Consider the following 20,754-nt stretch of genomic DNA (forward strand, 5'->3'; position numbering starts at 1 on the left):
GTGAAAATCCCCCTCAAATATATTTGAGGGGGATTAAATTTTTGAAGTGGATTTTTCATTAGAGAGTTGTTTAATAAAAAATACTCCTTTTTCAATCGCTGTCTCAATATAGCCAACGATTTGGTCAAACGTAAATACCTGTAAGTCTTCATGCAAATGTTGCTTTGGATACAACATATCTTCAAAAAGATACTTTCGAAAAGCTAAAACGTTTTCTTTAGAAACCTCTTCAATATCCACAATGTGAGCCTCTTGATTGAGAAGAGAGAAAAGCTGTTGTTCTTGATCGTAATGATGAAGCAACTTTGCATTTAACAATTTAAAATCGTTATAGTACAGGGGTGCGATAGTTTCGTCATTCTCTATTCTATTTTTTAGCCAAGGTAGAAAAAATCCACTTAGCCAATTATCATCGGCAATGAGATGGGTATAATAGCCTAAAATAAATGGGGAATCTATATGTGATTCATATTTATGAAAAAATGAATCATAATCTATTCTTCTCGTATAGTTCTTCGTTGTACCGGCATAAAAATGTGAGGTTCCTTTTTCTTTTTTTGAATGAACAGCATCAGGGGCTACAGCTCCAAGTAAGAAAGAAGTCTTATCGTGAATAGATAGTTTCTCAGCAATACCGTTAGCGATAATAACATGCATAATTCGTGATCCCATGAATGCCACCTCTGTTTCCAGTATTCATTTCAGGAAGAGGACTGAACAGTTAGTATTACTTTCCCTGTACTTTTTCTACTTTCGACCCATTCATGTGCTTTCCCTGCATCTTGAAGTGGAAAAGATTTCGTAGCCTTAATTTGTAAACGTCCGTCACGCAAATAACGGAAAACTTCATTTGCAGTTTCTTGGAGCAGTTCAGGACGCTTTTTTCGTGTGGTTCCAAAGCTAAAACCGAGTATAGAGCGGCAACTTGCATGTAAATCTTTCGTTTGAAAGTTACCAATTTCACCGCTAGCATTACCGAAATGAACGAGGCGACCGTAATAAGCAAGGCAGTTTAAACTTCTTTCAGAAACCGTTCCAGAAATAGAGTCTAAAATTACATCAACCCCTTCACCATTTGTCAGTTCATTGACTTTCTCTACAAAATCTTCATCTTGATGACAAATAACATAATCAGCTCCAGCATCTAAAGCAATTTCTTTTTTTGCTTCACTTCCGACAGTGCCTATAACTGTTCCAGCCTCTAATAGTTTAGCAAGTTGAATAGCAGTAGTGCCAATTCCGCCAGCAGCCGCATGAATGAGTACAGATTCACCTTGTTGAAGCCTTGCAACATTTGCGAGTAAATTATAGCTTGTAAAAGATACGATTGGACAAGCGGCTGCAGTTTGAAAGTCAACTTCATGGGGTAATACGAAAGTAAGATTTTCATTTGCAACAACGTATTCTGCGTAAGATCCATTTTGAGGAAAAGCAATGACACGTTGTCCAGGGTGAATATTTTTCACATGAGAACCGACACGTTCTACAATACCAGTGGCATCTATACCTAGAATAAAAGGTAGTGCTTTATTTCCTTTTTTACCATAACGTGATTTAATATCAGCGAAATTTACACTAGTAGCAACTACGCGAATTAAAACTTGATCTTCTGAAATAGCCGGTATATCAAAATCTGTATATTTCATCACTTCAGGACCACCGAACGACGTTACAACGATAGCTTTCATTATATGTCCTCCTAAATTTGACTATATAAATTATTTTAAATCTTTATCAGAAATTGGAAAATTATATAATAGTTATGTGTGGTTATAAGTGAAGCTTATGAACGCAGTGGATCATTATATTAATTTATATAAAAAACTTTTTCGGAAAAATCGAACGAAATATGAATTACCTGCCAATATATAGTGTAAGACAAAGGAGGGCTGGAATATGAAGGGTGAAATAGATTACGCACATTTAATTCAATTAACTTTATCAGGCAATAAAGAAGCGTATAGCGAATTGTATGATGTAACGATTCAAGAAGTATATAAAACAGCACATTTTTTAATTGAAGATAAAACGGATGTAGATGATGTCGTTCAAGAAGTATACATACAGCTATATGAATCGCTTCGTAAATATGATAGCGAGAAGCCATTTCGCCCTTGGCTAATTGGGCTTGCGATTAAACAAATTCATTCTTATAGAAGAAAGAGGTGGATGCGACTACGAATTATAAAAAAAGCAGAAGAGCAAAGAAAGCCAGTGCAAATTGATTTTTCTAACGATGTTGTAAGTAAAATATCAAACCAAAAACTAATCGAACTCATTCATAAATTACCGTATAAATTGAAACAAGTTATTATCTTAAGATACTTACACGATTATTCACAAGAAGAAGTAGCACAAATATTACATATTCCAATCGGTACAGTGAAATCTAGAATTCATGCGGCATTAAAGAAACTACGTCAAAAAGAGCAAGTAGAAGAAATTTTTTTAGGAGAGGTAGGGAATGTGAAATGAGTTTAGATTGTAGAGTTAGGGAATCTATACAAGAAGAAGCAAAGGGTATTGTTGCCCCGCCGGATTTAAAAGAAAAAGTAATCGTGCAAATAAAAATGAAGCACGGCGGGAGTAAGAGGAAGAAACGCCTTATCGCAGGAGTACTTGCAGCAGCTCTTTTAATCCCGACGACAGGTTTTGCGTACCAATCTATTATGGCGGATGGTATATATGGATCTTTTGAGAATTTAAAAAAACATGCCGGAGCAATGACATTAGAAACGTATATGCGTTTTAATGCAAAATTATCAGAAGCGAAAGATGAAATGGGTGCGAAGGAATATGAAGAGTTTACAAAAGAACTGAAAAAATTAACTAATGCAAAGCTTGCGTACGGAGATTCGAACGGTAATATAGATTATGATCAATTATCATCAGCTAAAAAAGAGGAATTGAAAAAGGTAGTAATGGAGCTTCATCCGTATTTTGATAAATTAAATGGCCATAAATCTAGTAAAGAAGTACTAACTCCTGAAGAGTATGAACAATATATGGAGGCATTAATGTCACATCAAACTGTGTTAGTAAAAACGAAATCGAGTGGAGGGATAACAGTAGAAGAAGTACCTGAGGCGTACAAAGAAAGATTTATTAAAGCGGAGCAGTTTATGGAGTATGTAGATGAAAAGGTGAGATAAGTAAAAAAACTCAAAGCTTTAGCTTTGAGCTTTCTTTATTAAAAGAAAATAGAGCATTCAATTATATTTTTTCATCGTTGCATTGTCCTTTTGTATAAAACAATCTAAAAGGGAATAACCAGCTATTAAACTAATAATCGTAACAAAAGTTGTATTTATTAGAATAATATTAACTAAATAAGGTAGGTATTCGGCAAGTGGTGAAAAGAGTAGTGCTGGGGAAAAGGAAATGAATAGTGTAGGCACTGTAATAGCAATAAATTTATCCGGTTGAAAGCTCCAGTTTTGTTTACTCGTTTCGCGATTAATAGATTGAAGGAATCGTAATAAAATGCCAACTATAAGAGGAAAGAGTGTAAAGTAGAATAATCTTGGATAAACGTTAAAGTTCACTTGTGCATCTGTATCTAAATAAAATTGAATTTTTACTCCTACAAATAATAATAAGACGATAAATAATGTGAAGCAGAGGTATAGCATCAATTTTTGCATTATATTCCACCATCCTTTACTCAAAATATATTCAAAAAAAGAAGAGATATACAATAACTACTGTTGTATATCTCTTCTTTTACTGTTAGTTAATAGTGGAGTTTGCTTTTTCTTGCTTCGTGAAATAATCAATAATGCCCATTGCGCTAATTTCTATATCTAAATGTAAAATATTATAAACGGAATGATCTGATGGAACGTTTAACTTTGTAAGATGAGAAGAGATTTTATCCATTAACAAAGTTTGTAAAGCTTTAGTCGCTTCATCGAAATCATTATACTTTTCAAAGACTTCCTTACCAGTCTGAACGAAAATAGGTAGCCAATGTTCCAATTGATTGTATACTTCTGTAACATGAGAGGATGCGCCGTAATGACCGAAATAAATAGTATCTACATTCATGCTTTGAATGTGATTTTTAGAAGCAATCATCGCATCTGGTTGGAATTGTGAAGGGGACGTTGATGGTAGATATAACTCTACATCAACGTCTGCGAGTTCTCTATAATAAATTCCAATTGTATCGCCAGTAAAAATCCCGTTTGTTAATGAATCGTGAATGCTAATATGGTGCTTCGCATGTCCTGGTGTATCATAAAATGTAAGGGTGCGGTCTTTTGCAATTTTTAACGTATCACCATGTTGTACAATATGAACACGTTCTTCTTCAATTGGAAGAATTGGATCAAAGAGTTTATCGAAATCTTCTTTGTAGACAGCTTTTGCACCTAAAATAAGTTTTGTTGGATCAATCATATGACGAGCACCACGAGAATGTACATATAACGTAGCATTTGGGCACTTTTCCATCATTAAACCAGCTGCGCCAGCGTGATCTAAATGCACATGTGTAACGATAATGTTTTTAACATCGTTTAAATCAATATGTAATTGTTGTAAGCCGTCTAAAATATACGGAAGAGAAGGGGCTGCACAAGTTTCAATTAAAGTAATATCGTCACCTAATAAAACGTACGTACCTGTTCGTTCATTATGCTGTAAATCGAAATCATCAATAAGATATAGGTGAGAAGATAATTGCTCTACTTTTTTCATAGTTACCACTCCTTATATACTGCATGTTTTTATTATACGCTAAAATAGAAAAAAGGCAGAAAACGAAGCTCGTCTTCTGCCTTTTTGTAATATTATTATTTCGTTTGTTGTTTATTAATAGACATAATGAACAGTCCAACAATCCCGCCTACTAATGGAAGCATAATCTCTCCTGCTAAATTAAAGTAGGAGCTTAAGAATAAACCATTTACATCGATTACCCAGCCAGTAACATACAATAACATCATATATAGTACGAAATAAAACTCGCGATTTGAAATCGTTTCATGTTGTGCAGTTTTCATAATGAACACCATCCTTTTCTTTTATAATGGAATATAAACTGTCACATTTTGTTCACATTTCAATTGTAAAACTTTCCATCATAAAAGTCTAGTGGTTTGTGTCGAATTTTCGAACAGAAATAAAGCGCTATCATTACAACTTATAAGTACGTAATAAGAGCTGTATATTCACGAATGTAGTATAGTATAAACATAGAATGATAGTGAAGAGAGGGGCAAAGACAATGACAGTTTATGATTTTTCAGCTAAAACAATTACAGGTGAAGAAAAATCGTTAAAAGATTACGAAGGAAAAGCACTTCTTATTGTCAATGTAGCTAGCAAATGTGGTTTCACACCACAATATAAAGGATTACAAGAGGTATATGATAAATATAAAGACCAAGGACTCGAAATACTCGGATTTCCTTGTAACCAATTCGGGGGACAAGAACCAGGTACAGAAGCGGACATTACTAGTTTTTGTGAATTAAACTACGGTGTAAACTTCCCGATGTTTGCAAAGGTTGATGTGAAAGGTGATAAGGCTCACCCTCTATATACATACATGACAGAACAAGCACCAGGTTTACTTGGTATGAAAGCAGTGAAATGGAATTTTACGAAGTTTTTAATCGGAAAAGACGGGAAAGTAGTAGGGCGTTTTGCTCCGCAGACGAAGCCGGTAGATTTAGAGGTTGAGATTGAGAAGGTGCTTGGGGAATAAGTAGGAGTTTCACTTTATTAAAAAACGTCTCAAAGAACAATGTAGTTCTTTGAGACGTTTTCTTTAAACTCAAATTTTCAAGATTAAATAACTGTATCAAAGCCATCTGATTTAGGTGGAGAAGCTGCTTTTTTCATAAGTACTTCCCATAAGTGTACGGATTTCTTCCATTCTACCGTAGCCTGCCCCTGTTGATACATAGCGTTCTCATAACTGGCAGTAAGTTGTTGCATATCGGCCGAGTTGTAAAGTGTATCGATATGGAGAGCGTATTCTCGGAATGTTTGACTTTCACCCCGTGGTATGCCAATTCTCGCAAATTGTTTTAAAAGTGCACCGTAAGCTTTTTGATAAACAGCATCATCTTTTCGGTATTTATAGAAATGAATAATAAGAAATGTCATCCATTTCATTCTAGTGGTGAAGAGAATGTATCCTATAATACTAATTAGTATCGTAGAGAGGAATACGTACCACCAAGAAAAACTAGTTTTAGAATTTGTGACCTTTTTAGTAGAAGCTTCTTCTGCATTTTTAATTAAACTTTTAAGTTTTGCTTCATTATTTCGTTGTTGTATTTGCTCGTTATTAGAATTATTTGCTTCGCTATTTTGTGAAATAGGAGCAGGCGTATTATTTATAAAATTATAGGGATTGGTAAATCCTTTTGTTGGTTCGAATGGAATCCATCCGTATCCTGGGAAATATACTTCGACCCAAGAGTGTGCGTTATCGTTCGTGATTGTATAAACATCCGCACCTTCTGCAGAGGCAAGTGTATTGTCAAGAGTTCCTTCTGTATAGCCTTTTACCCAGCGAGCAGGAATCCCGGCAGAACGAAGTAGTACAATCATAGACGTCGAAAAATTATTACAGTAGCCGCTTTTTGTATCGAAAAGGAATTGATCTACATAATCTTGGCTTTTGGCAGGGAATGAGACATTCGTTGATTCGTATGTAAAAGAGTTGTCTGTGAAGTAATTTTCAATAGCTAATACTTTATCATATCGGTTGTCTTTATCATTTGTAAGATTGATAGCCAAGTCTTTTACGCGCTGTGGTAATGACTCGGGAAGTTGTGTGTACTTTGTCATAAAATAAGGGTTTGTTTCTTGACCTTCATTTGTTTTTACAGCTTTCAAGTTTTCTATGGAAAACTCAGGGATCTCATATGTTACTTTATACGAATGTAAAGTAGTAGAAGAGTCTTCATTCATTGTATAAATTTTTTCTGAAAACGGGTCAACACTGTATGATACATCAGAAGAAGCCTCAACTGATACTAATCCTGCTGGATAGGTAAGGTGAGGGTAACTTTTTTGCATGGTAATTGTTGCCTCAGTCGTTTCCGTTTTTGTATTTTGTTCGTACCAGCTTACGACGTCGTTTTTATTTTTAAAAGAAATCTTTTTCGGATTTTCAGAAATTTCCCAGCCTTTTCCTGTATAGAAATCTTTTGTTTCTACTCTCCAATAGTGTTTGTTTTGCGTTCGTGCTGTGAAAACAATTGTAGGATCCGCCTTAAAAGGACCACCTAATCGCGAGTCATCTAAACCATACCCAATTGTAGAAACTTTTTGTTCTTTACTTGCTTCAGATGTGTTGAATTTTAAAAAATCCATTGGGTTTGGCCATTGAGGGCCAAATTTTGGAGCAAAGTATGCGATGGTTGCTAATAACACAATAAATATTGTAAGTGGTCTAAGTAATTTTGAGATTTCCCTAGCATAATTTTGTAAGTGTTCACGCTCTTTTATTCGTTCTACTTGAAGAAGACTAAGCATAAAAAATCCGATGACAACAGTTCGAATAATAGCGTAGTTTGCATTGTATAAATGTAAGTTATGAAAAGTTGCGATATAAATAATAGTCAATACAAGAAATAGAAACCCACGTTTTTTATGAATAATCCAAAATGAAGTGAAAGAACTCAAAAACCAAAATGAGAGAAAAAATAAAACCGTCGGAAAAACTGGAGAAATATCTAGTAAATTCCCTTGGAAAAATAGGGAGGAATTTCGAGACATATCAGAAAAGAATGTTGTTAGCCAAGATGGATTTATAAAAGCATTTTTATAATATAGGGAATGAATGATAAATAGGACTGTGACAATTTTTATTGGAATCTGCCACCTCGTTTGAAAAAAAGAGAGAGCGAAGCAAATTCCTATAAATGTTACGAAAATATCTAATCTACCTACATTTGTAATACCTATAAGAGGTCTTAGCCATTCTAGTAAAAGAAGAAATACACATGCATGCATAAAGAATCTGTTCGTATCCCACTTGTATTTTGTTTGTAATATTATCATTTGCTCACCTCAAAAAACACGTTTGTATACCGGTTTTCATAAACCGTGTTTACAAATATTTGTCGTTTTTTTAGAGTTTCTATTATACTGATTTCTCGGTGTGAAAGTTGATTCGCTTTTTCTTTCACGACAAAAACCATACATTTTCTATTTTTTATAGCAGCACAATCAGCCGCCTTTTGAATATCGGGAGAAAGATTACTGGTCACGAGTATAACCGTGACGGGCTCATAAATTTTTCTTAGTTCCATGTCTACACTCTGGGAGAGCGGGAATACACTGTCTGCTTGCACTTTTGCTAAATGACAAAGGATTTGTTGTAACTGCGTATCTCCATTGTCTAAAGGGAAAATAGTTTGTTCTTTTCCGATAGACACGAATGATGCTGGTGAATTTTGTTTCAAGACAGCCCTTACGATAGAGGCAGTAAATGTGACGACTGATTCGAATAGAGGAGACTCGGTTCTGTCTATGAATATCATGACATTATGGCTGCGCTGTTGTTCAAACTCTTTTGTCATAATATTGTTTGTTCGTGCAGTTGCTTTCCAATCAATCCATGAAAAGCGATCACCAGGTTTATAGTCTCTGACACCGACAGAGATTGTAGAGTCTTTTGCTGAATTTATATTTGCTGAAAGCGCTCCTTGTTCGAAATGATTTTCCAATTGTCGATATGCTATATCTACATACTGGGGATAGACTAAAAATGTATCTGGAACTGAAAAAGTCACTTCTTTCTCTATCATGCCGAATAAATCGCCAGTTTTGACACGAACGCTTGAAAAAGTGTGCTCGCCTCTAGGGATTGTGTCAATAACATATTGAAACGAAATATTTCGTTTCAATCCTGGGAAGAGTACTACCTTATTCATCTTTGTTTGTTTACAACTTATAAATTGTGGTGGCAGTTCATCTTCTATAACTAAATAAAGTAAGGGAAAAGGAAATTTTCTTTTTATTGTAATCGTGCTTACAAATTGTTCTCCTACTACATATCCATTTTGGTTTGTTATTCGTTTTACTTCAGCGTCCCGTAAAGCGTAGAAGGGGAGTAGTAGCGAATAAAGAGCAATGGGAATTATGCTGTAAAACAAAAACCAACTGACAAACTCTCCTTGAAGCATAGCGTACACAAATGTTAAGACTAGACATAAAGGGAGTAGCAATAACTTCATAACGTGATATAGCGCTCGCAGCATTCGTTTCATCAAGGATTCATCGTCCTTTGAGTAGGCACGGTAGTTCGTGCAACGATTTTTCCGATAACTTGTTCTCCTGTTATTCCTTCAAATTTTGCTTCCATTTTTAGAATGAGTCTATGTGCTAAAACGTAAGGAGCTAAAAATTTAACATCGTCTGGAATAACATAATTCCTGCCATGGATAAATGCATAAGCTTGTGAAGCTTTCATTAAAGCAATCGAGCCACGTGGACTTGCACCTAACTGTATAGAACTGTACGTACGAGTCTGATTAACAAGCTTTACAATGTAATGCTTAATTGCTTTGTCCATACTTACTACCCGTACGCTTTGTTGTAAATAAATTAATTCTTCTATTGTAGTAATGGTCTGTAATTGAGAGAGTGGATTTGTTTTTTTCATCCGATTTAAAATTTCAAATTCTTCCTCTGGTGTAGGATATCCCATTTTTAGTTTCAATAAGAAACGATCGAGCTGAGCTTCTGGTAGAGAATATGTTCCTTCATATTCGACCGGATTTTGTGTAGCCATGACAAAGAACGGTTTTGGTAAAGGTCTTGTAATGCCATCTATTGTAATATTGCCTTCTTCCATACATTCAAGTAAAGCAGATTGTGTCTTTGGAGATGTACGATTAATTTCATCAGCAAGTACAAAATTCCCCATAATTGGTCCAGGCTTGAACTCAAATTGGAGCTCTTTCGGATTATAAATAGAAACTCCTGTTACATCTGACGGCAATAAATCAGGTGTAAATTGAATTCGCTTATAATCAGCATCAATGGATTTAGAAAGAGCACGTACTAGCATTGTTTTCCCAACACCAGGAACATCTTCTAATAGCACATGACCTTCAGCTAAGAGAGCTGCCAAAGCTAAGATTGTTTCTTTTCGTTTTCCGACCATTATTTTTTCAATATTATTGATTATTTTTTCTACAGTGGGATGTAATGAATCAAGCTGGGGCATCGTAATCCTCCTAATGTTATTATCGTTTTCTAATCTATTTAGCGGAAAATAGAATGTATCCATCTAATTGCGGCCAGTAAAGATTTTATCTTTAATTCTAAGAATATTCAGATTATTTATTCTGATTACATCTAGTATAATTGTTTCCGTAACTTAGGGCAATATGGTAAATAATGATTTCTCGTTTTATATGAAATATGTCTTACTATACAATAGTATAGTTGGAGGAAAATAAATTCCTTACAGGCAATAAAACCATGGGGATGATTTGTATCGTGGACGAAGTTGGTGAATTTAGAGATGAAGATTAAGAAAGTAATTGAGGAATCACTGAGTACTAATTTATACTCAATTTTCTTTTATGATGATAAAATTTATATTATATATTATATTTATATAAAATTTTAAGGGGGGATATTGTGGAGAATGCAAAATGGACTACAATTAAAGTTATTTTAATAAATATGTTATTTCAAACGTTTGGATTGGGAATTATTACTTTTATTGTGTATAAAATTATTAAAGAAATTTACGGCATAGACTTGTTGTCATTAATGCAAGGAATTCTTAAGCCAATCCGTTTAGAATTGATAGTTTTGAGTGTATCACTGATTATAATTAGAGAATTTTACAAACGGTATAGATTTCATCAATCATTAGATCATTTGTACAGTATTAGTAGAGATTTTGAAAATCCAAAAGCTGTTTTCGAATGGAGTATTGTATATATAAATGGTGAAATTGATTTGCTAAAATTAAAAGTGGATATATTAAAGTCTTTTTCACCGATTCCAATAATAGTTCTATTTATTGGAGGTGTATTTGAAAAAAGTAAAATTATTGATTTAAATACTTATGGTATTGCTTCTCTTATTTTAATACTACTTTATTTTGGTTGGCTAATGACTATTTTTAGTGAATTTTCAACTCTAAGAAGAAAGCTTGCGTATTATGAACAACATTTAATTATGGTTGAAAATAAAAACTTATTTGATAAAAAACTGAGAAATCCTAGAGATTTCAGTGGGAAGTATGCAATTTACGAAGACAATAAAATAAAGTAGGGAAATGAATATAACAATATATCTATTCAATTTTTCCGCAATATTTATGTATTAATGAAGTGAAATGTTCTAGGTTACTGCACATTTAATCTTGATTATAGTAGACTTCAACTTTATTACTTAACTCATAATCATTATAAATGACTAATTATTTCCATTTTAATAATTGAGGAATAGAATAATTTTCAAAGAGTGTTAGAAATTCTTTAATTCCTTCCAACAATGAGGTTTTTCTAGATCCATTCTTTCCAGTTATAATTAGATGTTTAGATGTATGAACATCAATAGGGATTGAAAAATTTTCATGGTGTCTTATTTTATTGATTTGAGTTTCTTGTATGAAATGCTTGTTCATGGTCATGCCTCCTATATTTAAAATCCCAAGGTATTAATACATACATTTTATAAAAATAGGGAAAAGCCAGACCATAATGACCAGCTTGACTTGCTTAATTGATTAAACACTTAGTAGCATCTAATATAGTTTTACCTGAAATAGTAGACAAGATCTGTTGAAATCGCATTGGATCTTAACTTTATCATATCTTTTTAAAAATTGATTTTTATTATGTTTTTTGGAAAGCCTTCTTCCAATCTTCTGCTGATGAGTCTCAATATTAAAAGAAGTAAAATACCAATTCTAGAATAAATATATTATTATCAAATGTTTAACCGAAATAAGTTTTGAAAAAATATCAAAAATTTTCTCGATGTGCTTAAAAAGAAAAACGCAGGAATTTCTCCTACGTTTTTTCTTTTGCAAAATAGTCGATACCTCAAAATACCATTCTCCTAATAATTACGATTAACCATAACCTTCACAACGGAACAAAAGGTTTTCTCACAAACTTATTTTCTACTGAATTTTTGACAATCTCTTGAACTGTGCGAAATGTCACATCTGTATTTTACAACCTCTCTTATAGTAAGGGTATGTAAGAGAGACGTATTAAAGGAGTGAACAGTATGAAGAAAAAACCTTCAGCACTAATGAGACGTTTAAAATATTTTTCACCAATAGATCGTTATAACGATAATCATACACAAGAAACATATGAAGATCGCGAATGGGAAAATGTGTACAGAAAGCGTTGGCAGCATGATAAAGTAATTCGTTCTACACACGGCGTGAACTGTACTGGTTCATGTAGCTGGAATATATATGTGAAAGATGGAATTGTGACGTGGGAAGGGCAAGAGCTTAACTATCCAACGACAGGTCCTGATATGCCAGATTTTGAACCGCGAGGATGCCCACGTGGAGCAAGTTTTTCTTGGTACATTTATAGTCCACTTCGTGTGAAATATCCGTATGTACGTGGTGTTCTTTGGAGTATGTGGCAAGAGGAACTACAAAATAACGAGTCACCACTAGATGCTTGGAAAAGTATTGTGGAAAACCCTGAAAAAGCACGTAAGTATAAGCAGGCGCGTGGTAAAGGTGGATTTATTCGTGCGAATTGGGATGAAGTATTACAACTCGTTTCAGCTTCTCTACTTTATACAGTAATTAAATACGGGCCAGATCGAAATGTTGGCTTTTCACCAATTCCAGCTATGTCGATGTTAAGTCATGCTGCAGGCAGCCGCTTTATGCAACTTATGGGTGGACCAATGCTTAGTTTCTATGATTGGTACGCAGATTTACCACCAGCTTCTCCGCAAATTTGGGGCGATCAAACAGATGTACCAGAAAGTAGTGACTGGTATAACTCTGGTTACATTATGACATGGGGTTCAAATGTACCGATGACGAGAACACCAGATGCTCACTTTTTAGCAGAGGTTCGATATAAAGGAACGAAAGTCGTTTCTGTCAGTCCTGACTTCGCTGAATCTACAAAGTTTGCGGATGATTGGATTAGTGTGAAACAAGGTACAGATGGTGCACTTGCGATGGCAATGGGGCATGTGATTTTACAAGAGTTTTACGTAGATAATCAAGTGGAATATTTCACAAAGTATGCGAAGCAATATACTGATTTTCCTTTCTTTGTCACATTGAAACAAAAAGGAGATCAATTCGTTGCTGATCGTTTCTTAAACGCTGCTGATATTGGACGCGAAACGAAGTTAGGAGAATGGAAACCTGTTCTTTGGAACGAGAACACGAATGATTTTGCAACACCTCATGGCACAATGGGCTCACGTTGGGATAACGAAAAGAAATGGAACTTGCGTTTAGAAGATGAAGAAACAGGTGAAAAGATTGATCCACGTCTTTCTTTACTTGGAATGGAAGAATTGATTGGAACTGTACAAATTCCGTACTTCTCTGATGATGGAAACAAAGTATTAGAACGTACAATTCCAGTGAAAAAGGTTATGACAGAAGAAGGCGAAGTGTTCGTTACAACTGTATACGACTTAACGTTAGCAAATTACGGTGTGAACCGAGGGCTTGGTGGACAAGAGCCGAAAGACTTCAATGATGACGTTCCGTTTACACCTGCATGGCAAGAGAAAATGACAGGAGTAAAACGTGAGCTTATTATTCAAATCGCTCGTGAGTTCGCACAAAATGCTGTTGATACGAACGGTCGCTCAATGATTATTGTCGGAGCTGGTATTAACCATTGGTTTAACTCTGATACGATTTATCGCGCCGTTTTAAATCTTGTACTTCTCGTTGGGGCACAAGGTGTAAACGGCGGTGGCTGGGCGCATTACGTTGGGCAAGAAAAATTACGACCAGCAGAAGGATGGCAAACAATCGCGATGGCAAAAGATTGGCAAGGGCCACCAAAATTACAAAACGGTACATCTTTCTTCTATTTCGTAACAGATCAATGGCGCTATGAAGATACACCAGTTGGACATTTAGCATCACCAGTGGAAGGAAACTCTCGTTATCAACATCACGGTGATTATAACGTTTTAGCGGCGCGACTTGGTTGGTTACCTTCTTATCCTACATTTGAGAAAAATGGAATTGAACTATATAAAGAAGCTGTTGCTGCTGGTGCAACAACGCAAGAAGAAATCGGAAAATACGTTGCACAAAAACTAAAAGAAAAAGAACTGAAATTTGCGATTGAAGATCCAGATAACAAAAATAACTTCCCGCGCAACTTATTCGTATGGCGTGCGAACTTAATTTCAAGTTCCGGTAAAGGGCACGAATATTTCTTAAAACATTTACTAGGTACAACAAACGGATTAATGAATGACGATAGTGATTCATTACGACCAGAAGAAATTAAGTGGCATGAAGAAGCACCAGAAGGGAAGCTTGATTTACTCATTAATTTAGATTTCCGTATGGCTGGAACAGCACTGTATTCTGATATCGTATTACCAGCTTCAACTTGGTACGAAAAACATGATTTAAGTAGTACAGATATGCATCCATTTGTGCATCCTTTTAATCCAGCAATCGGTTCACCGTGGGAAGCACGCTCTGACTGGGATATTTTCACTTCACTTTCTAAAGCTGTGTCAGATTTAGCGAAGAAAATTGATCTTGAACCAATGAAAGAAGTTGTTGCAACACCACTTCTTCATGATACACCGCAAGAATTAGCGCAACCACTTGGCAAGATTAAAGATTGGAGTAAAGGTGAATGTGAACCAATCCCGGGTAAAACGATGCCACAAATTCATGTTGTCGAAAGAAATTATAAAACGATTTATGACAAAATGACTGCGCTTGGACCGAATGTCGGAAAACAACCGATTGGTACGAAAGGGATCTCTTGGTCTGCGGAAAAAGAATATGAGCAATTAAAGAGCAAATTAGGAGTTGTTCGAACGGATTCTATCGCGAAAGGTTGCCCAGACATAAAAGAAGCAATCAATGCTGCTGAAGCGGTATTAACACTATCTTCTACAACAAACGGTCATATGGCAGTAAAAGCATGGGAAGCACTTGAAAAACAAACAGATCTAAAATTACGTGATTTAGCAGAAGAACGTGAAGAGGAATGCTTCACATTTGAACAAATTACAGCGCAGCCAAAAACAGTAATTACTTCTCCAGCCTTTACAGGTTCTGAAAAAGGTGGGCGCCGTTACTCACCATTTACAACAAATGTAGAACGTCTCATCCCTTGGAGAACAATCACTGGACGACAATCTTTCTATTTAGATCATGACATGATGAAAGAATTTGGTGAAACGATGGCAACATTTAAACCAATTCTGCAACATAAACCGTTCCGTAAATCACGGCCTGAAGTAGAAGGAAAAGAGATTACGTTAAATTATTTAACACCGCATAATAAGTGGTCCATTCATAGTATGTACTTCGATTCATTACCGATGTTAACGCTGTTTAGAGGTGGTCCAACCGTTTGGATGAATAAAGAGGATGCAGCTGAAGCAGGCGTTGCGGATAATGATTGGATTGAGTGCTTTAACCGTAACGGTGTTGTTGTAGCACGTGCTGTTGTAACGCATCGTATACCGAGAGGAATGGCGTTTATGCACCATGCGCAAGATCGTCATATTAACGTACCTGGTACGAAATTAACAAGTAACCGGGGGGGAACGCATAATAGTCCAACTCGAATTCACGTTAAACCAACACATATGATTGGTGGATACGGTCAATTAAGTTATGGATTTAACTATTATGGTCCGACTGGGAACCAGCGCGATTTAAATGTTGTAATTCGCAAACTGAAGGAGGTAGATTGGCTTGAAGATTAAAGCACAAGTCGGAATGGTAATGAACCTAGATAAATGCATCGGCTGCCATACTTGTAGCGTAACGTGCAAAAACACCTGGACAAATCGTCCAGGTGCTGAATATATGTATTTCAATAACGTAGAAACGAAACCTGGCATTGGTTATCCGAAGCAATGGGAAGATCAGGAGAAATATAAAGGCGGCTGGGAATTGAAAAATGGTGAAATTCAGCTGAAATCTGGTTCGAAAATGAAACGTCTTATGAACATTTTCCACAATCCAGATCAACCAACAATTGATGATTACTTTGAACCTTGGAATTATGATTATGAAACATTAACAAATAGCCCACAGCGTAAGCATCAACCAGTTGCTCGTCCGAAATCAGCAATTACAGGCGAATTTATCGACAAAATTGAATGGGGTCCAAACTGGGAGGACGATTTAGCAGGCGGACATATAACAGGATTGCAAGATCCAAACGTAAAGAAAATGGAAGAAGAAATTAAAACAGATTTTGAAAACGTCTTTATGATGTATTTACCACGCATATGTGAACATTGTATGAATCCATCTTGCGTATCATCTTGTCCATCTGGTGCGATGTATAAACGTGAAGAAGATGGAATTGTTCTTGTAGATCAAAATGCATGTCGCGCATGGAGATTCTGCGTATCATCTTGTCCATATAAAAAAGTGTATTTTAACTGGCAAACGAATAAAGCTGAAAAATGTACAATGTGCTTCCCACGTATTGAAGCTGGTATGCCAACAATTTGTTCAGAAACATGTGTAGGACGTATCAGGTATATTGGAGTAATGCTATATGACGCTGATAAAGTAAAAGAAGCAGCTTCTGTTGAAGACGAAAAAGATTTATATGAATCTCAGCTTACTGTTTTCCTAGATCCAAATGATCCAGAAATAGCAGCTGAAGCGAAAAAACAAGGCATTCCTGAAGAATGGATTAAAGCAGCACAACAGTCACCTATCTATAAAATGATTATCGATTGGAAAATTGCTCTGCCTCTTCACCCGGAGTATCGTACAATGCCGATGGTTTGGTATATCCCTCCGCTTAGCCCAATTATGAACATGGTGGAAGGGAAAGGTAGTAACTGGCAAGCAGAAGAGGTTTTCCCTGCAATTGATAATATGCGTATTCCAATTCAATATTTAGCGAATTTACTCACTGCAGGGGATGAATCACACATTCGTCTTACATTGAAAAAAATGGCTGTTATGCGAACATATATGAGAGCACTGCAAATTAATAAAGAGCCAAATGAAGCTGTATTAAAAGAACTTGGTTTAACGAAACAGGATGTAGAAGATATGTATCGTCTTCTTGCCATTGCGAAATATAAAGATCGCTTCGTTATCCCGACATCTCACCGTGAACAAGTGGCAGATTTATATAGCGAACAAGGAAGCTGTGGTTTATCATTCACAGGTGGTCCAGGCTCTTGTATGACAATTTCTTAAATAAAGGGGGCAGAAAATTATGAGACAAAGTTTACAAACAGCTTTTTCTTGTTCTTCTTTTCTTCTCTCCTATCCTGAACTAGGGTGGAGAGAAGCTGTAACTGAATTGCAAGAAGAGGTTGAAACAATAAAACAGGAAGACGTTAAAGCGTCACTTACAGCCTTTATAAAGCAAGTGCTAAATAAAACGAATGATCAACTCATTGATAGTTACGTATATACATTCGATTTTGGTAAGAAAACAAATATGTATCTTACTTATATGAACACTGGTGAACAAAGAGAAAGAGGTATTGAATTACTGGAGTTAAAACAGCATTATAAAAAATCTGGTTTTGAAGTAACAGATAAAGAATTACCTGATTATTTACCGCTATTGCTTGAGTTCTTTGCAAATGCAAATGAGATAGACAGTGAACCAATTATGAGTAAATACACGGAGAATATACAAGCGTTACACGTTCAATTAAAAGAAGCAGACAGTATGTATGAACCAATTCTTGCGGCTGTTCTACTCGCTATCGAAACATGGGGTGTACAGACAAATTAGAAAGGAGAGTTGTTAAAATGATGGATCAATTTCTATGGGTATTGTTTCCCTATATCATTTTTGCAATCTTTATCGGTGGACATATTTTTAGATACAACTATGATCAATTTGGATGGACATCAAAATCTAGTGAACTATTAGAAAAGAAGATGCTCCGGGTCGGGAGTCTATTATTCCACTTTGGGATCATGTTCGTAATTGGCGGTCATGTTATGGGAATTTTAATTCCAGAAGCTGTATACCGTTCAATAGGTATCTCTGAGCATATGTATCATGTAGTAGCAATTAGTTTCGGACTTCCGGCAGGTGTTGCTTCTATTATCGGTTTAATTATATTAACGTACCGCCGCGTAACTGTAAAACGTATCATTGCAACGAGTACAAAGGGAGATTATATTGCGCTTATTTTATTACTTATCGTAATGCTAGCAGGACTTTCTTCAACATTTTTAAATATCGATTCAAAAGGATTTGATTATCGTACAACGATTGGCCCTTGGTTCCGAAGTCTCTTTATTTTCCAACCGAAAGTTGAATATATGATGGAAGTACCAATATGGTTTAAAATTCACATTCTCGCAGGGATGGGGCTTTTCGCAGTGTGGCCATTTACAAGACTTGTACATGTATTTAGTGCCCCAATTAAATATGTAAGCCGTAGTTATGTGATTTACAGAAGACGCAAATGAGTTGAAAAAATAATACTGCTGTAAACGGATAGGAGCTAATGGTTAAAACGAAACGAGGTCTAATATGGAAGGCCTCGTTTTTGTTTACATAGGGAATAAACGTTAATAAGTAGTTTAAATTGAAAAAAGATTAGCATCTAAATAAGATGCTAATCAATGCTACAAACAGAAGCAGAGCAATCTTCACAAGCAATTTCACATTTTAAAAATTGTAAATCGTGGATTGTAATCTTTCCTTTATGAATTGAAATTGTACCTTGCTTTTTTAATTCATTTAACATTCGATTTACACTTTCACGTGAAGTTGCACAGAAATTAGCGAGTTCTTGATTCGTTAATGGTAAATCGATGAGAATACCATTTTCTTTTAATACACCGTAACTATTTGTCATTCGTATAAGAGTAGAGTACAGGGCACCTTTTTTGCCGTGTAATACTAAATCTCGGAACTTCGTTTGCATTCTTCTTAAATGTTCACTAATCCATTTCATAAATTCAAATACAAGAGCGGGTTTTTGGAGTAATGCTTTTTCTAACGCTTCACGTTTTATTACACCTACTTCAACATCTTCAAGACATTTTGAGTTTAATAAATATTTTGCATTATCCGTGAACAACGTTAATTCTCCAATAATGTCATATTCCGAACAAATTCGAAGTGTTAATTCTTGTCCGTCAGCACTAAGTTTACTAATTTGTACTTTTCCAGAGTGAATGATATAGAGTTCTGTTGCCTCCATACCTTCTTGAAAAATAAAACTACCTTTTTTTATCTGCATTTTATATTCAACAGATGCAAGTAATTCTTTTAAATCTTGAGATAATGTCATACTGTTTGCCACAGTGATCACCTTTCTTCTTATAAGCAATACATTTCCTATTTTGAGTGTAAGTATGATGAAAATGCAAGAGCTATTTAAAAATAAATTGAAATTTCAATGACCGTAAGGAGGAGTGGCTAAAGATGTGAACAAAATGCGAACGGATTTGTGAAAATTTTTTGAATGGGGAAAGTGATGTGAGAAAAGTCACATTGAATATGTAGCTTCTTTTTTATAATGAAGGCAAATAAAAAAATGAAAGCTTACTAAGGATTGCAGCAGAAAAGAAGGGATATAGATGCACGAGAACATGAAAGATTCTTTAAAGCGGCCACTTCAAGATTTACGCATTTCAGTTATTGATCGTTGTAATTTTAGGTGCACATACTGTATGCCTGCTGAAGTGTTCGGAACTGATTATGCTTTTTTACAGGAAGAGTGTTTATTAACATTTAATGAAATAGAAAGGTTAGCGAGATTATTTATAAGTATGGGAGTTAATAAAATTAGGCTTACTGGCGGTGAACCTTTATTGCGTAAAGACTTACCGAAATTAATTGCAAGACTTACAAATCTAGAAGGCTTAAAAGACATCGGACTCACAACAAACGGAATTCATTTAGCAAAACAAGCTAAGGCGCTAAAAGACGCGGGATTAAAACGTGTAAATATTAGTTTAGATGCGATAGAGGACCATGTCTTCAAAAAAATTAACGGAAGAAATGTAAGTACAAAACCTGTACTGAAAGGAATAGAAGCAGCAAATGCTGCTGGATTAGAAGTAAAGGTAAATATGGTCGTAAAAAAAGGGATGAATGATAGTCAAATTCTTCATATGGCTCGTTATTTTAAAGAAAAAGAAATTCAGCTCCGTTTCATTGAGTTTATGGATGTAGGTAGTACAAACGGATGGAATTTTGAAGAAGTCATTACGAAGGAACAATTAATAGAGAAAATTAATCGTGTATATCCAATTGAGCCCGCTCAGCCTCGTTATTTTGGAGAGGTTGCGAAATTGTATCGATATGTAGGGAGTAATGCAGAAGTTGGATTTATTACTTCTGTTTCTGAGTCATTTTGTTCTTCTTGTACGAGAGCTCGTATTTCGGCAGACGGCAAGTTTTTCACGTGCCTATTTGGAGCGAAAGGAACGGATTTGCGAACGCTTCTTCGAGAAAATATTTCTGATGCATCACTATTAAAAATTTTAAATGATACATGGCGATATAGAACAGATCGATATTCAGATGAAAGAACGGTTGAGAATACAAGTAAACGTCCAAAAGTTGAAATGTCTTACATTGGTGGATAGTGAAA

Annotated in this window: 19 protein-coding genes; 9 read left to right on the forward strand and 10 right to left on the reverse strand. The window is 35.3% G+C overall.

Annotation, left to right across the window (positions count from 1 at the left end):
- Positions 1 to 33: 33 nt before the first annotated feature.
- Both ACS2QP_RS04960 and ACS2QP_RS04965 read right to left on the reverse strand, forming a co-directional pair.
- Positions 34 to 672 (reverse strand): zinc dependent phospholipase C family protein, encoded by a 639-nt coding sequence (locus ACS2QP_RS04960; RefSeq protein ID WP_033695483.1) that lies wholly within the window; start codon positions 670 to 672, stop codon positions 34 to 36.
- A 29-nt stretch (positions 673 to 701) separates the two neighbouring features.
- Complete coding sequence (locus ACS2QP_RS04965; RefSeq protein WP_000644620.1) at positions 702 to 1,688, reverse strand: quinone oxidoreductase family protein; 987 nt, start codon at positions 1,686 to 1,688, stop codon at positions 702 to 704.
- 208 nt (positions 1,689 to 1,896) lie between these two features.
- Here ACS2QP_RS04965 and ACS2QP_RS04970 point away from each other — a divergent pair, with 208 nt between their 5' ends.
- Positions 1,897 to 2,475, forward strand: coding sequence for a sigma-70 family RNA polymerase sigma factor (locus ACS2QP_RS04970; protein WP_000675556.1), 579 nt, complete (start codon positions 1,897 to 1,899; stop codon positions 2,473 to 2,475).
- Positions 2,472 to 3,152 carry a DUF3600 domain-containing protein gene (locus ACS2QP_RS04975; RefSeq protein ID WP_349561333.1) on the forward strand — a complete coding sequence of 227 codons (681 nt, stop codon included), beginning with the start codon at positions 2,472 to 2,474 and terminating at the stop codon, positions 3,150 to 3,152. The genes ACS2QP_RS04970 and ACS2QP_RS04975 overlap by 4 nt, the downstream gene beginning before the upstream one ends.
- A gap of 57 nt (positions 3,153 to 3,209) precedes the next feature.
- Here ACS2QP_RS04975 and ACS2QP_RS04980 read toward each other — a convergent pair whose 3' ends face one another.
- The 3 genes from ACS2QP_RS04980 to ACS2QP_RS04990 form a co-directional block, all read right to left on the reverse strand.
- Complete coding sequence (locus ACS2QP_RS04980) at positions 3,210 to 3,644, reverse strand: hypothetical protein (RefSeq protein WP_001170914.1); 435 nt, start codon at positions 3,642 to 3,644, stop codon at positions 3,210 to 3,212.
- Between the two features lie 85 nt (positions 3,645 to 3,729).
- Entirely contained in the window at positions 3,730 to 4,701 is a 972-nt protein-coding gene (locus ACS2QP_RS04985; RefSeq protein WP_197202219.1) for an MBL fold metallo-hydrolase, read from the reverse strand.
- A gap of 95 nt (positions 4,702 to 4,796) precedes the next feature.
- Complete coding sequence (locus ACS2QP_RS04990) at positions 4,797 to 5,006, reverse strand: DUF3925 domain-containing protein (protein WP_000844984.1); 210 nt, start codon at positions 5,004 to 5,006, stop codon at positions 4,797 to 4,799.
- 224 nt (positions 5,007 to 5,230) lie between these two features.
- On the opposite strand from ACS2QP_RS04990, the gene bsaA reads away from it, so the two are divergent.
- Complete coding sequence (gene bsaA / locus ACS2QP_RS04995; protein WP_000219434.1) at positions 5,231 to 5,713, forward strand: glutathione peroxidase; 483 nt, start codon at positions 5,231 to 5,233, stop codon at positions 5,711 to 5,713.
- Between the two features lie 83 nt (positions 5,714 to 5,796).
- Here bsaA and ACS2QP_RS05000 read toward each other — a convergent pair whose 3' ends face one another.
- The 3 genes from ACS2QP_RS05000 to ACS2QP_RS05010 are packed head-to-tail and all read right to left on the reverse strand — an operon-like array spanning position 5,797 to position 10,198.
- The gene (locus ACS2QP_RS05000) at positions 5,797 to 8,025 is read right to left on the reverse strand and encodes a transglutaminase TgpA family protein (RefSeq protein ID WP_438882172.1); all 2,229 of its coding nucleotides are present in this window, start codon (positions 8,023 to 8,025) and stop codon (positions 5,797 to 5,799) included.
- Positions 8,022 to 9,236 (reverse strand): DUF58 domain-containing protein, encoded by a 1,215-nt coding sequence (locus ACS2QP_RS05005; RefSeq protein ID WP_438882173.1) that lies wholly within the window; start codon positions 9,234 to 9,236, stop codon positions 8,022 to 8,024. Before ACS2QP_RS05005 ends, ACS2QP_RS05000 begins: the two co-directional genes overlap by 4 nt.
- The gene (locus ACS2QP_RS05010; RefSeq protein ID WP_438882174.1) at positions 9,236 to 10,198 is read right to left on the reverse strand and encodes an AAA family ATPase; all 963 of its coding nucleotides are present in this window, start codon (positions 10,196 to 10,198) and stop codon (positions 9,236 to 9,238) included. The genes ACS2QP_RS05005 and ACS2QP_RS05010 overlap by 1 nt, the downstream gene beginning before the upstream one ends.
- 419 nt (positions 10,199 to 10,617) lie before the next feature.
- Here ACS2QP_RS05010 and ACS2QP_RS05015 point away from each other — a divergent pair, with 419 nt between their 5' ends.
- The gene (locus ACS2QP_RS05015; protein ID WP_000426466.1) at positions 10,618 to 11,262 is read left to right on the forward strand and encodes a hypothetical protein; all 645 of its coding nucleotides are present in this window, start codon (positions 10,618 to 10,620) and stop codon (positions 11,260 to 11,262) included.
- 148 nt (positions 11,263 to 11,410) lie between these two features.
- Here ACS2QP_RS05015 and ACS2QP_RS05020 read toward each other — a convergent pair whose 3' ends face one another.
- On the reverse strand, positions 11,411 to 11,617 hold the full coding sequence (locus ACS2QP_RS05020; protein ID WP_438882175.1) for a hypothetical protein: 207 nt from the start codon (positions 11,615 to 11,617) through the stop codon (positions 11,411 to 11,413).
- 611 nt (positions 11,618 to 12,228) lie between these two features.
- On the opposite strand from ACS2QP_RS05020, the gene ACS2QP_RS05025 reads away from it, so the two are divergent.
- The 4 genes from ACS2QP_RS05025 to narI are packed head-to-tail and all read left to right on the forward strand — an operon-like array spanning position 12,229 to position 18,616.
- Positions 12,229 to 15,912 (forward strand): nitrate reductase subunit alpha, encoded by a 3,684-nt coding sequence (locus ACS2QP_RS05025; protein ID WP_332283414.1) that lies wholly within the window; start codon positions 12,229 to 12,231, stop codon positions 15,910 to 15,912.
- Positions 15,902 to 17,377 carry a nitrate reductase subunit beta gene (narH, locus tag ACS2QP_RS05030; protein WP_000692664.1) on the forward strand — a complete coding sequence of 492 codons (1,476 nt, stop codon included), beginning with the start codon at positions 15,902 to 15,904 and terminating at the stop codon, positions 17,375 to 17,377. Before ACS2QP_RS05025 ends, narH begins: the two co-directional genes overlap by 11 nt.
- 19 nt (positions 17,378 to 17,396) lie before the next feature.
- On the forward strand, positions 17,397 to 17,927 hold the full coding sequence (gene narJ, locus ACS2QP_RS05035; RefSeq protein WP_001249925.1) for a nitrate reductase molybdenum cofactor assembly chaperone: 531 nt from the start codon (positions 17,397 to 17,399) through the stop codon (positions 17,925 to 17,927).
- 17 nt (positions 17,928 to 17,944) lie between these two features.
- Positions 17,945 to 18,616 carry a respiratory nitrate reductase subunit gamma gene (narI, locus tag ACS2QP_RS05040; RefSeq protein WP_438882176.1) on the forward strand — a complete coding sequence of 224 codons (672 nt, stop codon included), beginning with the start codon at positions 17,945 to 17,947 and terminating at the stop codon, positions 18,614 to 18,616.
- A 149-nt stretch (positions 18,617 to 18,765) separates the two neighbouring features.
- Here the strand turns inward: narI and ACS2QP_RS05045 are convergent, their stop codons facing one another.
- Positions 18,766 to 19,458, reverse strand: a complete 693-nt coding sequence (locus ACS2QP_RS05045; protein ID WP_000013866.1) for a Crp/Fnr family transcriptional regulator — start codon at positions 19,456 to 19,458, stop codon at positions 18,766 to 18,768.
- Between the two features lie 277 nt (positions 19,459 to 19,735).
- On the opposite strand from ACS2QP_RS05045, the gene moaA reads away from it, so the two are divergent.
- The gene (moaA, locus tag ACS2QP_RS05050; RefSeq protein WP_332283412.1) at positions 19,736 to 20,749 is read left to right on the forward strand and encodes a GTP 3',8-cyclase MoaA; all 1,014 of its coding nucleotides are present in this window, start codon (positions 19,736 to 19,738) and stop codon (positions 20,747 to 20,749) included.
- The last annotated feature ends 5 nt before the right edge of the window (positions 20,750 to 20,754 follow it).

It is taken from the genome of Bacillus cereus group sp. Bce019 (genome assembly GCF_051781745.1).
Taxonomy (GTDB): domain Bacteria; phylum Bacillota; class Bacilli; order Bacillales; family Bacillaceae_G; genus Bacillus_A; species Bacillus_A cereus.